The following is a 14,148-nucleotide window of genomic DNA, read 5'->3' as shown; positions in this document are numbered from 1 at the left end:
TATTTTTGGCATTCATAATTTTTTTTCATGCCCTGGATTTGCCCCAAATGCGGAAGGCAGTTTAAACATGCCACCAATTATCACTCGTGCGTGAAAGTGAATGCCAGTGTGCATTTCGTGAACAAAAAACCAAATGTGAAAAAGGTGTATGAAAAAATTCTGAACAAAACAAAAAAATTCGGCAGGGTGAATGTGAGCCCGGTGAAAAGCGGCATCCTGCTGAAAAACAGCAGCACGTTTATGGGAGTTAAATTGCGGAAAGATTCTCTCGACATTGATTTTTTTCTACCGGAGGAAACGAATGAGTTTCCCGTTTACAAGACATTCCGCTATACAAAAACCAAAGTGGTGCATTATGTCAGATTGGAAAATCCAAATGAGGTGGACAAACAATTAGTAAATTGGCTGAAGATTTCTTACAGCATGGCGGGTCCGAAGGATTCCTCCCGGAGAAAAAAATAATTCATAACACCAAATGCGGTATTCATTTTTGCTTCTTTCGGTTTTATCTTCCGCATGTTTTGCGCAAGAAAAAAAAGTTTCGCATAATCTTGAAATGGCGCTTCTCAATCCTGCCGAAATAACGGACCTGAATCTTAGTGGCGCGCAACTCGAAAAACTATCTCCGGATATTGCTAAACTCACCAACTTGAAAGTTCTGAAACTTTATGGTTGCGGACTCAAAGAACTCTGTCCTGAAATCAGCCAATTAAAAAATCTTGAAGTCGCTGACATTGGAGATAATTATCTTAAAACATTACCTGCAGAATTCGGAAATCTTGTAAACCTGAAAGAACTCGACCTGAAGAGAAACGAACTAACTCTGCTGCCGGAAGAAATCGGAGGATTAAAGAATCTGATAAATTTAGATTTATCAAACAATAAATTAACTTCTCTTCCTTTTACATTTTATACGCTTGAAAACTTAATCAATCTAAATTTGGAATTTAACAACATTTCTTCTATCTCTCCATTGATATCTTCATTTGAAAATCTTCAAACACTGAATTTAAGCCGAAATAAACTGGAAAAAGTTCCCCAATCAATTTGGTCTTTATCAAACTTGTCGTCTCTTAATTTATACAAATGCGGTGCAGTTATAGAACTTCCACAAAACATTTGCAAAATCCCTTGGGTAAATTCAACAATTAAAAGATATGCATTGCTGGACATGTGGGGAGCTCCGCCTTCCACTTCTATTCATAAATGCCCTTATGGATATGGCTGGTATATCAGTATAAATAATTAATTTCTGTTTAATGAAAAACTTCTTTTTGTTCATATTTATTATTCCAACAGTTTCTTTCGCACAAAACTCTTTCCGCTGCGACACCAATGAAACTTCGGCATTCAGAAAAAATAATGTGGAGCAGCAGTGGGAATATAAAGTGGAAAAGAAAACAAAGAAAAAAAATTTCAACTCTGTGCGCGAGTATGATGCAAACGGATGCCTCATAAAATTAATTATTCCCAACGCTTCCGAAAAAGAAACGTATTACTTTAACGAATGGGAATATGATGCGAAAGGAAACCTGGTGAATTACCGTGAAGGAAAAATTGACAAGGACTCCGCCAAAATAAATTCTTTCAGCGAAAATTATTCCTACAACTATGGCGGCTGGATGAACCGCTACCGCAAGGATATTTACGAAAGCGAAATGTCGCAAACGGTTACCAAATGGGAATACGATTTTTCCGACAAGGGAGAAAAGCGCAGCATCACGTATTCATTGCTCCGCGTGCGGAAAGATACCATCATGAATGACGAAATAAAATATTCCGGCAGCGGAAATCCGGTGGAGCGAACCGTTCACAATTATTTTCCGAAAGGAATTTCCGATTACACAAAGTACAATGAAAAAGGTTTCCCGGTGGATTACATGCGCTATGACAAAGGAAAAGTTACAGAGCATAAAGTATACACCTACAATTACGACAAGCAGGGACAACTGGCGGAAGAAATAATTTCAGACGGAGTTTCAAAAACCACCGAGAAGAAAAAATACGAAAAAGATAAAATCACCTACACCAAACTCAACACCAAAGGAAAAGTGCTGAGTTCTTCTTCGCTGCCATTCGCTTTTCCAAAAAATTCTTCTTTTCCTGCCATGCCTGCTTTCTCGGCATCGTCCGTACAAAAAAAAGAGGGCTCGGCTTCGCTCACAAAAAAAGAAAAAGTATCCAAGAAAAATAAAATCGTGGAGAATTATTCAAACGGAAAATTAGTTTCCACCGATACCTACAATTCAAAAGGGCTTCTGACAGAATCCACCCCTGCCGAAGGAGGATTCTTTCTTCAGTATAATTATGTTTCTTATTAAAGGTTGGTAAGAGAAAAATTAATATTCCGAATTTTCCAATTCCTCACGGCAGTTATATTCCTTCTTTTCTTTCTTCTCGGGTTTTTGCGTTGGCTCACCGCCTTTCTTCGCCTGAATCATTAAATTAATAATGCGCGCGCGGTCGGTGCGTATGTCATCGCGGAGTTTTTTATCGGTGTCGGCATCAAAATAAATTTGTCCGTCAATAATTGTTTTGTCAACTTTCGCGTAAACGGAAAGAGGATTATCCGTCCACAAAACAACATCGGCATCTTTTCCAACCTTGATGCTTCCCATGTGAGAATCTAAATGCAAAAGTTTCGCGGGATTAATCGTGCAAAGTTTCAGCGCTTCTTCTTCGGAAAGATTTCCATACTTCACTGACTTTGCTGCTTCCTGATTTAACCTGCGTGACATCTCCGCGTCATCGGAATTAATCGCGGTAACAATTCCCATTTTTTCCATGAGAGCAGCGTTGTAGGGAATCGCTTCCTTCACTTCCATCTTATACGCCCACCAATCTGAAAAAGTAGAAGCGCCAATGCCGCGCGCTTTCATTTTGTCCGCCACTTTATATCCTTCGAGAATATGCGTGAATGTATTTACGCGGAAGCCCATTGAATCGCCCACGTGCATGAGCATGTTGATTTCGCTCTGCACATACGAATGGCAGGTGATAAATATTTTCTTGTTCAGGATTTCTGAAATGGCATCGAGTTCCAAATCTCTTCTCGGCATTGCAACAGTGGAAGAAATATTTTGTGGAGCAGAACCATAAATTAATGATTCGAGAAAATCTATTTCTGGAATTCCGGCAGTAGTTTTATTTCCTTTCATTCCATCGCCAAATGCTTTCCACTTTGAAGAATATTCTTTCGCGCGGGTGAAATAATCAAAGTAAACCTGCTCAACACCCATTCTCGTTTGCGGAAAGCGAACGGTGTTGAAGTCGCCCCAGTTGCTTTGCTTCACATTTTCTCCGAGCGCGAATTTGATGAAGCCGTCCGCGCCTTTTATTTTCATTTCCTCGGGAGATTTTCCCCAGCGGAGTTTTATAATTCCCGATTGCCCTCCAATGGGATTTGCACTGCCGTGAAGCAACTGCGAAGCCACCACTCCGCCCGAAAGATTTCTATAAATATTTATATCATCGCAGTCAATCACATCTCCAATCCGAACTTCCGCGCTCGATGCCTGCGCGCTTTCGTTCACTCCGTTTGAAATGGCGATGTGAGAATGTTCGTCAATGATTCCGGGAGTGAGATGCTTCCCTGTTCCATCTATGACTAAATATTTTGCAGTAGTTGCTGAATCAATCGTTGCACCGCCAGACATATTAATAATCTTTCCATTGAAAAGAATCACATCCTGATTTTTCAAAATGCCTTCCGGCTCATTTGTCCAGACAGTAGTATTCTTTATAAGAATTGCTTTGGGAAGTTGCTCAGCCATTTTCTTTTGTCCGTATGCATTGAAAGGATAAATCACATCATCCAGGGTTGGATAATGTTTCACGATTTCCTTTTTCGTGGAATCTTTTTTTGCTGTGTCTTTCGGAAGTTCGGATAAATATGTTGCAGTCCAGTTTACCCAATGCCCATTCGACAATTGACCTTTCCCTTTTATTGTGGCAGGATTTTCATTCTCAACATTTCCGCTGAAGCGCGTTGTGCCGCTGTCGCCTTTGAAAATAAAATTCATGGAAACTAATTTCCCCGCCACAGAAAACTCCGCAGAAACTTTCGCTGAATCTTTTTTTGAATTCGGAACCGGAATGCTGATATCGGCTTTTGGCTTTTCCGCATCACCGGAAATTTTCAGATTGTAAATTTTATTTTCCGCTTCCAATTTATAATTCCCGCGAAGGTCGGGCATATCTTTCTCCTTAATCACGTATTGCTTTCCCTGCACCCAGTTTTCATAGATGGAAGTTTTCTCGTCAAACAAATTTCCGGAAGTGATGATAAAGTTTGCCACCATTCCTTTTTTCAACGAGCCGATTTGATTTTGCATGCCGAGCATTTCAGCAGGAGAAAGTGTTAATGCTTTGAGCGCTTCTTTTTCTGAAAGCCCGTATTCAATCGCCTTGCGGAGATTTTTCCAGAACATATTTTTTTCTTTCAGCCCATCTGTTGTGAGCGCGAACGGAATATTTTTTTTCTCGAATGCCGATGGATTCATGGACGCCATTTCCCAGTGTTTCAAATCGGAATAGGAAATGAGCGAAGCATCGTACGCGTCTTCCACATCGTAGGGCATCGGAAATTTCAGCGGAAGAATAAATTTTGCGTTGGTGTTTTTTATTTCATCCATGCGCTGGTATTCATCGCCCGCACCTTTGATGATGTATTGAATTTTGAACTCGTCACAAACTTTATCTGCGCGCAATGCAGAAAGTTTATCATTCACTTCAAAAATCTGCGGAAGAGTTTGCAATTTACTCCATGCCTCGAGAGAAATATTGTATTCTATTTGGGATTTGGGATTTGTAATTTGGGATTTATACCACTGCGCGTCATAATATGTTTGGCGCAGCAAGGCGATGCTTCCCATTTGTGAACTCGGATAATCCTGCGTGCTGGTTCCTTTGTCGAACGAATACATGGCAGCGGCTTTTTCTTTCAGGATGATTTGATTTTCTTTTTCGTCCGCCAGCGAGACAAAAACGGCAGAGCCGCGCGCGATTCCATCTTTCTTGAAACTCATCACCGCACCGAAACCAAGTTTGCGCCACTCTTCCGCGCTCTTTGAATCTTTGGTAAAAATTTTATCGGCTTCTGTTTCGGGATGAATCGCCTGGTTCCAGCCATACGCGCCTTTGATATTGCTTTCCATCTGCGGCCCGCGATAAAACATTCTATCGCCCGGCTTTTTCATTTCGGGGAGGGGCATTCCGTACGTTGTGTAAATATCAATGAGCGAGGGATAAATGTTTTTTCCCTTTAAGTCATACGCCACTGCGCCTTTCGGAATGGCAACCGTTGTTCCAGCGTCAACAATAATTCCATCCTTAATAAGTAGTGTTCCTTTTTCAATGGTGGTTTGATAATCAATAATAATTTTTGCATTGGTGAAAGCATAATAAGTATGGCGTTTGTCAGGAGCACCATTGGTGGGAAAAGTTTCCTGGGAAAATAAAATGGATAATGGATAATGGATAATGAATAATGTGAGGAGAAGAAAAAGTCGTTTCATAGGGGAACTTTAGAAGAAAACAAAAGTATTCTTTTTTCTTTTCGCTGAAAATAAAAAGGGCTCCGAAAAATCAGAGCCCTTTCTCAACATGACGATTACTGGTTCGTTACTGCTTGTTGAGTTTTTTCGTCCATGCGTTTGTTCCATCGGTAACTTTCAGCATATACATTCCGTTTGCGAGTTCGCTCACCGGAATATTTCCTTTGAACGAATTTCCGCTGGAAGAAATTTCTCCCGCTTTTATTTCCGCGCCCAGCATGTTGCAGATGCTGTAGCAAACTTTATCTGATTTGCTTGTTCCTTCAATTGCAACGTAAGCGCTTGCAGGGTTTGGATAAACTATAAACTGAGATTTCTGTTCATCAACCGGCTGAACACTTGTAACTACGGTAGCCGGCAAATGAGAATAAGAATATCCTTCCACATATTTATTTATGTAATGAAGGTTGGTATCACAATAATATTTCCATGAAAAAACCGGCTGACCGGTATTAATATCAAACCACACATAAGTAGTATCGTATTTAAATTCCGGAGGTATGTTGGGCGTGCAGGAAGAATCTATCTCTTGTTCTACAATTTTTATCCGCGCAACAGCGTAACTTGACTTGGATATGTTAAGCGTTCCATAAGCGTCATACGTAGTTGTTCTGTTTATGTATGAATTATGTGTACATACTCCAATGGGATGAACGGAGAAAGAATTGTAATAACTATTTCCAAAACTGAGAGGACAGATATTTTGTTTTTCCGAACCAAATACAAGTTCATACGTATGCACATCCTTATAATTACCCAGATACGTTACGCTGTCAGGAGTATATTGGTAATAAGAATTAAATCCATTAGGAGTTAAGTCGGCAAGATTAGCAGCGGGAAATAAAGGTGAACCTGAAGCGGAAGTATCTTTGGTTTTTGCCGGGTCTTTATATAAATGAGAAATCAGTTTCGTGTTATTCAATGTCAGATTCGTATAATTCCATGTGATGTTTGCTCCGCTGCTTCCCGGAGCAATGCCTGTAGAATCATATTGGCTTGTAGTTCCTTTTAAACTATCTCCATAATCCGGGCGATTGTTGCAGCCATTAAAAATATATTGCGCCTGAACATTAAAGAGAAAAGCAGTTACGCACAGAAAAGTAAAATAAAATTTTCTCATAGGTAAAAAGAAGGGGGCTTGATGCCCCCTTCTTAATTTTAACCTTATTGCTTATTTAACTTTTTAGTCCAAACAGAATCTCCATCGGTAACTTTCAGGAAATACATTCCGTTAGCCAGTTCACTTACCGGAATATTTCCTTTGAACAAATTTCCGCTGGAAGAAATTTCTCCCGCTTTTATTTCCGCGCCAATCAGGTTGCAGATGCTGTAGCGGATTTTTTCCGACTGAACATTTCCTTCAATTGTAATAGAGGAAGTGGCAGGGTTCGGATAGATAGTAAAATTGCCGGGTGAATTCAAATCGGCAACACCCGTTACCGAAGTGATATTGATATTGTCCACATACATCCATTCCGCCCACTGCGAACGGTTTTCAAAAGAAAACATCACGCTGCCTTGCCCTGCCAGCGCATTCAGGTTAACTGTTTCGGTGCGCCATTGCGATGAAGTGGGAATAAAGCATGTGGGAGCTGCAGCAGTCAGATTGGGAGCGGTTGCCAGGTTGGCTCCGCCTTTATAATAAATCTTGTTCCATGTGCTTCCGCAATTGGTAGAATAAAACACCGCAAGCGTATCCGTATACGTTTTGCTGTTTAATATAAGATAGGTGGAAGCCACATCAAAAGTCATTTGCGCGGAAGTGGCGTTTGAAAAATTATACGCGGTGGTAATGAACCTGTCTCTTGTTCCGGTAATATCGGTTGACGGGCTGCAGTTGTCAAACGCCATGCAGTGCGTGCCCGTTCCCCATCCGCTCACCGAAGTGCTCACCACCCATTTGAAACCATCGCTGCTTTCGTCATCAATTGTCCATCCGGTAGGAACATTGGCGCTGGCTTCAAAACTTTCCTGCAAGGGAAGCGATGCAGCAGTAGTTGAAACATTGAATGAACTTTGCATCTGGTCGTTGCTTGTGTTTCCATCGGTGCTGCTGTTGGGGTTGCTGGTGCTGCTTGTGAATGTATGCGAGCCACCGGAAACTGTCATGGCAGGAAGAGTAACATTCACAGTTTGTCCCTTAGCAAGTGAACCCGTCCATGCATGACTTAGATTGGCTTGATTGTCCACATGATAAAGAATGGTGCAAGATGTGAGAGTGCTTGTTCCAAAATTTTCGATTGTTACCTGAGGTGTGAATGTTGTATTGCAAATGGTGCCATTGGGGGAAATAATAGCAGAAGTTCCGGCATCTAATGCAGCATAAGATATGCCTCCTTTATAATTAATGTATTCTGCCTCGGTTCCAATAGAATAAGAGCCATAAGACATATAAAAATACCCATTCAATCCAAAACCTGACCCCCATGAATTTCGCACTATCCAATATCCGCCACCGGGAACAGAGTTGTCGTCTTTATATCCAACAATAATAACAGCATGGTCTACATTTGTCCCGCTTCCTGTTATTACTCCGCCAGAATAATTTTGTGTATTACTATTGGTTGAAGCATCATAAGCTATCCAAATTGGTCCATAATTATAGATAGCGGTTTTCATATCGGCATCCGGAGGAATTCCATTCGCATTTTCATTCGGAACCATAATATGGCTGGTAATTGTTTCATGATGGGGATAACCGGAGGAACCGCACGTTCCTGTATTTCCGGTTTGATTGCAGGTAGTTTTGTCATCAGATTCATAAACAGCCCCTCCTCCCTGAGGGTTGGCTCCGGTATAATTGGGCATCCAACATTCTAATGCAGACCATCCGCCATTGCAGCCATTACACTGAGTGAAACAATCGGTCACAAATTCTTCTGAAAGATCTTTTGTAACGTTATCAATAATTTTCATGTTACATTCAAAAACTCCAACAGATGCATACGCCCAGCAATCTCCGCAACCTCCCTGGTTTTCTACGGGCGGGCATTGTGAACGCCAATCGACTGTAGTTGGGACTCCAAGCGGTGTAAATGTTTTATGGTTACTTATATCACTTGTGTTTTTTTTTGCAGGAGAATAACTTCCTGTATATTTTCCATCCGACACAACCGTGATGGTAAAATAATCCATAGGAGTATTTTTTTCCCATGGGCGTTTTAATTCAAATGAAAGAGTAGTGGTTCCCTGAGAAGTGCCAGCATATCTGATAATTTGAGTGCCGGATTGTCCAACCATGTGCTTGCCATTTTTCATTACAGGAGCCGCGGGATCAGCTATCCACTCATCCTCTCCAATTTTTGAAACGGAGCGCTGTGCCTGATTAACAGAAGCAGAAATTTCAGTCCAGATATAACCGGTAGACGGTCTTCTGGGTAGTTGTATTTCTAAAACCTGATTGGCGGCAATTTGAACTGATTGCCCTGAATTACTTTGTGTGACCTGCACAAAGTTTCCTGCCTGCCCGCTGAAAGCGAACAATGTTGCGAGAATCGCAAACAAACATTTTAAATGTTTTTTCATAAGAGATAATTTTTTACGCCCGGTAATATTCGCTTTTGCGAATTTCACCGGATGTAGGTTGATGTTTTTGTTTTCCAATCAAACCTTCTCAGTGCTGAAAGCGCGGCAGTAAATTAAGAACGTGAAAGAGAATTTCTATGAACTCAAGAACAAAGGAACAACATTAATCGCCAAAAGTCAAGTATTAGTCGAAGTTTTTTAGGCATTGGTCGAACATTTTGCCTTGTTTATTTGATTCTCATTACAATTGGTTTCCATTCGAAGTATCTTAAGTGCTGAGAAATTTTCTCATGGAAGCTCTGAGGAATACATTATAATAAGGTAGAAATGTTAAAAGGTTTTCAGATAAATAAAAATTATTCCCGCTCGCTCTGCGCGTAATGCTTCAGCGGATTAGCGGTCATTTGTTTCCATCCGTTGCGCGTTCTGAAAATATCGCAGGCAAGATAAACGGCAGAGCGGAAAGAAGATTCATATGCAAGGTTTTTTCCTGCAATATCATATCCCACGCCATGGTCGGGAGAAGTGCGGATGATGGAAAGCCCTGCGGTATAATTCACTCCCGAATCAAACGCCAGTGCTTTGAACGGAACAAGCCCCTGGTCGTGGTACATGGCGAGCACCGCGCTAAATTTATGCTGCATGCCGCTTCCGAAAAATCCATCGGCAGAATACGGACCGAGCACAGTGAGGTTTTCATTTTTCGCTTTTGCAATGGCGGGAACAATCACCGCATTTTCTTCTCCACCGATTGTTCCGTTATCGCCTGCATGAGGATTCAATCCGAGCACCGCTATTTTCGGTTTGCGAATTCCGAAATCTTCAACGAGGGTTTTGTTCATGATTTTTATTTTCTGCAAAATCTTTTCTTCACTGATAATGGCGGAAACATTTGCAAGCGGAACATGACCGGTTACAACTCCCACTCTCACTTTATCTGCGCACATCAGCATAAGCGCATTTGATTTGAAGCGCATCTCCAGATACTCGGTGTGCCCCTTGAACTGAAAATTTTCCGATTGAATGTTGTGCTTGTTAATGGGAGCAGTAACGAGCACATCAATTTTTTTTTGCTCCAATGCTTCGCAGGCGGCTTCAATGGATTTAAGCGCATACTTGCCGGCTGTCTCCGTAGATTTTCCGAATTCAATATTTATTTCTTCTTCGTATACATTATATATGTTGAATTGTTTATGCGCGGCTTGCTCGATATTGCGAATGGGGTTGAAACGCATTTCGGTATTAAGCGCTTTCCGGTGATATGAAAATGTTTTCTGCGAACTGAAAAGCACAGGCGTGCACATTTCAAGCATGGCGGAATCAGAAAAAGTTTTGATAATCACTTCCAGCCCGATTCCATTCGTGTCGCCTTGCGTGATGCCTACTTTTATTTTTTCTGACATTTTAAGTTAATGAGTTGATGAGTGGTTGAGTTAAAGAGTTAAAGGCAATTATCCGTTTCTCATGGTTTTTCGGGATGAAGAAACAACCGATAAAATTTCATTTGCTTCTTTTAATAAAGACTTAGTATTTGATATTTCCGAATCAATAATTATTTCTGATTCTAATAATATTTCTAACCAAAAAACAGATTCATCTGCTTCTTCCACAACAATGCTAAGCTTAGAAAAAAATTCTGCGTCAGACCTTGCACGACATACCGCTCTGTAATTTGCCGCAGTCGAAGTAGCTGATCTTAATAATTGTTTCCCTATTATCCTTGCCTCATCTGTTTTAGGAAGTTTCTGAAAATTTTTAATGATGTTTAACGCAAATTTTTTTGTCCGATTTTTAAAATATTCGGCAAACTCAGCATTTGTCATGTATTCTGTATTTGTTGTTAAACTCAATAACTCATCAACTCTCTCACTCAATAATTCTTCAGGAAGTCAAACAGCAACCTCACTCCCGTTCCTGTTCCGCCTTTTCCCCTGTAAGAATCTCTCGAGGGAAGAAAAGCAGGACCGGCAATATCTAAATGAATCCACGGATAAGAAGTGAAGCGCGCGAGAAATTTTCCGGCAGTAATCGCTCCTCCGTGCGGTCCTCCAATGTTTTTCATATCGGCAATGTCAGATTTAATAAGGTCATCGTATTCTTCCCAGAAGGGAAATTCCGCCAGGCGCTCATGCACGTTATTTCCGCTTGCCTTCAGTTTATTTTTCTGCGCTTCGCTGGCGGTGCCCATTGCCACCATTCCAAAAGTTCCGACAGCCGCAGCAGCAGCGCCTGTGAGCGTGGCAAGGTCAATCACTAATTCAGGATTATATTGCTTCGCCCACGCGAGCGCATCGGCAAGAATCATTCTGCCTTCGGCATCAGCATTGAGCATTTCCACTTTTTGCCCGTCATACATATTTATTATATCGCCCGGTGCGTATGCATTTCCTCCGGGACGATTATCCGTTGCGGGAACCAATCCAATCACGTGCACGGGAAGTTTTGCTTTTGCAATGGCGTACATAGTGCAGCCCACCGCGGCAGAACCCGCCATGTCGCACTTCATGTAATCCATCGAGTTGGGCGTGGGCTTCAAACTTAATCCGCCTGTATCGTACACTACTCCTTTTCCCACGAGCACAACGGGTTTTTTATTTTTCACGCGCGCGGGTTTCCATTCCATGATGGTGAAGGTGGGCGGGTCAATGCTTCCCTGGTTCACCGCGAGCAATCCGCCCATGCGGTGCGCTTCTATTTTTGTTTTCTCGAACACGGTTACTTTGAATCCCGCTTCTTTGCCGAGGCGCTGAAATTCTTTGGCAAGCGCATTTGCATTGAGCGTGCTCACGGGTTCGTTCACCAGCGAGCGCGCTTCCATTACCGAATCCAGCACTATTTGCAACTGCTCAATATCTTTCAGAGAAACTTTTTTCGAATGGATGAAAATGGTTGCAAGCGAATGTTTTTCCTTTTCAACTTCTTTGGTTTTGTATTTAATGAACTGATAATTGCCCAGCGCAATTCCTTCGGCAAGTGCGAGCGTTGCTTTGCCATCGTTCACTCCATCTGCAATCACCACTGCTTCTTTTTTGTTTTCGTTCAGGTAAGAAGAAATCTTATCTCCCGCTTTGCGCAGCGCTTCGAGGGTTTGGTGTTCTTTTGCTTTTTTCTCCAGCAGTTGAAGAATAATTATGCGCCTGAGTTGATTGAGCACCACCATTTTTTTATCCTTCTTCTCAAATTCATTTTTCACGTAGGAAATTTCTGCCGGTGAAAGCCCGAAGGAAGAAAAGTTGGAATTCTTTTTGCATAGCGCCACTACATTTTCATTTTCAGAAGGCGCGGGTGATTTTTTAATGGAGGTCATATAATTCTTATTTTTGAGAGAAGGTAAATGTATATAAAAAATGAATATTGATTCTTTACTGAAACGCGCATTGAACTTTGATTTTCTTTCCATTGAAGAAGGAGTTTTTCTTTTTGAGATCGCGCCTCTTTCCGAACTCATGTACGTGGCGAATGAACTGCGAAAAATTCAGAAGCAGGGAAGCGAGCATATTGTTACCTGGCAGATTGACCGCAATGTGAACACCACCAACGTGTGCATTGCCAACTGCAAGTTCTGCAACTTCTACCGCATTCCGGGCCATCCCGAAAGTTATATTACAGATATTGAAACTTACAAAAAGAAAATTGAAGAAACCTTTCGCTGGGGTGGCGACCAGTTGCTGCTGCAGGGCGGGCATCATCCTGAACTCGGATTAAAATTTTATACCGGTTTATTTTCCTCGCTGAAAAAATTATACCCGCAGTTGAAATTGCATTCGCTCGGTCCGCCCGAAGTGGCGCACATTACCAAACTGGAAAAATCTACTCACACCGAAGTGTTGAAAGCGCTCGTGGATGCCGGATTGGATTCTCTTCCCGGAGCAGGAGCAGAAATATTAAACGACCGCGTGCGCAGGTTGATTTCCAACGGCAAGTGCGGAGGAAAAGAATGGCTCGATGTGATGCGTGCGGCACATAAATTAAATATTACCACTTCCGCCACCATGATGTTCGGGCATGTGGAAACTATTTACGAGCGCTTCGAACATCTGGTTTGGCTCAGAGAAGTGCAAAACGAAAAACCAAAACACGCAAAAGGTTTTCTCGCTTTCATTCCGTGGACGTTTCAGGATGTGGATACATTGCTTGCCGAAGTGCGCGGAGTAAAAAATTTAACCACAGGCGAAGAATACATCCGCATGATTGCACTGAGCCGCATTATGCTGCCGAACATCCACAACATTCAGGCGAGCTGGCTCACGGTGGGAAAAGAAATTGCGCAACTCTGCCTGCACGCGGGCGCGAATGATTTCGGCAGCATCATGCTCGAAGAAAATGTGGTGAGCGCGGCAGGCGCTCCGCACCGCTTCACGTATAAAACAATTCAGGATGCCATCCGCGAAGCAGGATTTATTCCGCAGTTACGAAATCAGCAATATGAATTCCGAAAACTTCCCGCGGAAATTGAAGAGCAGGCGGTGAATTACTGAAAGATGGTTAAATTGTTATATGGCTACATGGCTCAACCATATAACCATCCAGCCATTTAACCATTCATAAAATTTCTCCTGTTAACAATCTTATCTTGAAAAAAAAAACAGCTCCTTTCAGGGCGGGGGGCGGCCATTTATTTATTTTTGGTTAATTGCAACTAATATTTACCTTTGCCGTGCTTTAATCCTTGGAACGATGAAAAACATTTTCCATAAATTATTTTTTGCCTTTGTTTGTTGCGCTTCCATTACTGCAGTGGTTATTGTTTCGTGCAAGAAGAACAAGGACTGCGATGTGGTGATAAATATTGTTAACGGAACCACTTCGGTTCCTGTGCCGGGCGCAACCATACACATGTATCCTCCGCCAGGCACCAACGGAAACTTGCAGATACAAGACCAAACGGGCGCTACCGATGCTTCAGGCACTGCTAATTTTACCTTTAAACTTCCTGCCATTCTGCAGGCAGATGTTACGCCTCCTGCCGTGCTGGGATTAAACAGCGGTGGCGGATTAGTGAAACTTGAAGCCGGGCACCAGGTGAGCAAGACGATTAAGATTTACTGAGCATACTGAGATTACACCG

Annotated in this window: 11 protein-coding genes; 5 read left to right on the top strand and 6 right to left on the bottom strand. The window is 42.0% G+C overall.

Going from position 1 to position 14,148, the window contains the following annotated elements:
* The first annotated feature begins 27 nt into the window (after positions 1 to 27).
* Genes HY063_10330 through HY063_10320 form a run of 3 tightly spaced genes read left to right on the top strand, consistent with a single transcriptional unit; the run spans position 28 to position 2,321 of the window.
* Positions 28 to 462, top strand: coding sequence for a hypothetical protein (locus HY063_10330; GenBank protein ID MBI3502182.1), 435 nt, complete (start codon positions 28 to 30; stop codon positions 460 to 462).
* A 13-nt stretch (positions 463 to 475) separates the two neighbouring features.
* Positions 476 to 1,249 carry a leucine-rich repeat domain-containing protein gene (locus tag HY063_10325; GenBank protein MBI3502181.1) on the top strand — a complete coding sequence of 258 codons (774 nt, stop codon included), beginning with the start codon at positions 476 to 478 and terminating at the stop codon, positions 1,247 to 1,249.
* Positions 1,250 to 1,259: 10 nt separating this feature from the next.
* Entirely contained in the window at positions 1,260 to 2,321 is a 1,062-nt protein-coding gene (locus HY063_10320) for a hypothetical protein (protein ID MBI3502180.1), read from the top strand.
* A gap of 18 nt (positions 2,322 to 2,339) precedes the next feature.
* On the opposite strand, the gene HY063_10315 is transcribed toward HY063_10320, so the two are convergent.
* From HY063_10315 to HY063_10290, 6 genes are all read right to left on the bottom strand, one after another.
* Positions 2,340 to 5,516, bottom strand: a complete 3,177-nt coding sequence (locus HY063_10315; protein MBI3502179.1) for an amidohydrolase family protein — start codon at positions 5,514 to 5,516, stop codon at positions 2,340 to 2,342.
* 106 nt (positions 5,517 to 5,622) lie between these two features.
* Complete coding sequence (locus tag HY063_10310; GenBank protein ID MBI3502178.1) at positions 5,623 to 6,675, bottom strand: T9SS type A sorting domain-containing protein; 1,053 nt, start codon at positions 6,673 to 6,675, stop codon at positions 5,623 to 5,625.
* 44 nt (positions 6,676 to 6,719) lie between these two features.
* Positions 6,720 to 9,080, bottom strand: coding sequence for a protease inhibitor I42 family protein (locus tag HY063_10305; protein ID MBI3502177.1), 2,361 nt, complete (start codon positions 9,078 to 9,080; stop codon positions 6,720 to 6,722).
* Positions 9,081 to 9,436: 356 nt separating this feature from the next.
* Complete coding sequence (gene pdxA, locus HY063_10300; protein ID MBI3502176.1) at positions 9,437 to 10,483, bottom strand: 4-hydroxythreonine-4-phosphate dehydrogenase PdxA; 1,047 nt, start codon at positions 10,481 to 10,483, stop codon at positions 9,437 to 9,439.
* Positions 10,484 to 10,531: 48 nt separating this feature from the next.
* On the bottom strand, positions 10,532 to 10,903 hold the full coding sequence (locus HY063_10295; GenBank protein ID MBI3502175.1) for a four helix bundle protein: 372 nt from the start codon (positions 10,901 to 10,903) through the stop codon (positions 10,532 to 10,534).
* A 47-nt stretch (positions 10,904 to 10,950) separates the two neighbouring features.
* Positions 10,951 to 12,387, bottom strand: a complete 1,437-nt coding sequence (locus HY063_10290; GenBank protein ID MBI3502174.1) for a leucyl aminopeptidase — start codon at positions 12,385 to 12,387, stop codon at positions 10,951 to 10,953.
* A gap of 40 nt (positions 12,388 to 12,427) precedes the next feature.
* Here HY063_10290 and HY063_10285 point away from each other — a divergent pair, with 40 nt between their 5' ends.
* Together HY063_10285 and HY063_10280 are read left to right on the top strand one after the other, a co-directional pair.
* Positions 12,428 to 13,558, top strand: coding sequence for a CofH family radical SAM protein (locus HY063_10285; protein ID MBI3502173.1), 1,131 nt, complete (start codon positions 12,428 to 12,430; stop codon positions 13,556 to 13,558).
* Between the two features lie 199 nt (positions 13,559 to 13,757).
* Positions 13,758 to 14,129: a hypothetical protein gene (locus HY063_10280; GenBank protein ID MBI3502172.1), complete on the top strand. Its 372-nt coding sequence runs from the start codon at positions 13,758 to 13,760 to the stop codon at positions 14,127 to 14,129.
* Positions 14,130 to 14,148: the final 19 nt, after the last annotated feature.

The organism is Bacteroidota bacterium (assembly GCA_016195025.1).
Lineage (GTDB): Bacteria > Bacteroidota > Bacteroidia > Palsa-948 > Palsa-948 > Palsa-948.
Note: the sequence above shows the minus strand (reverse complement) of the source record. Positions and strands in the feature narration are given on the sequence as shown.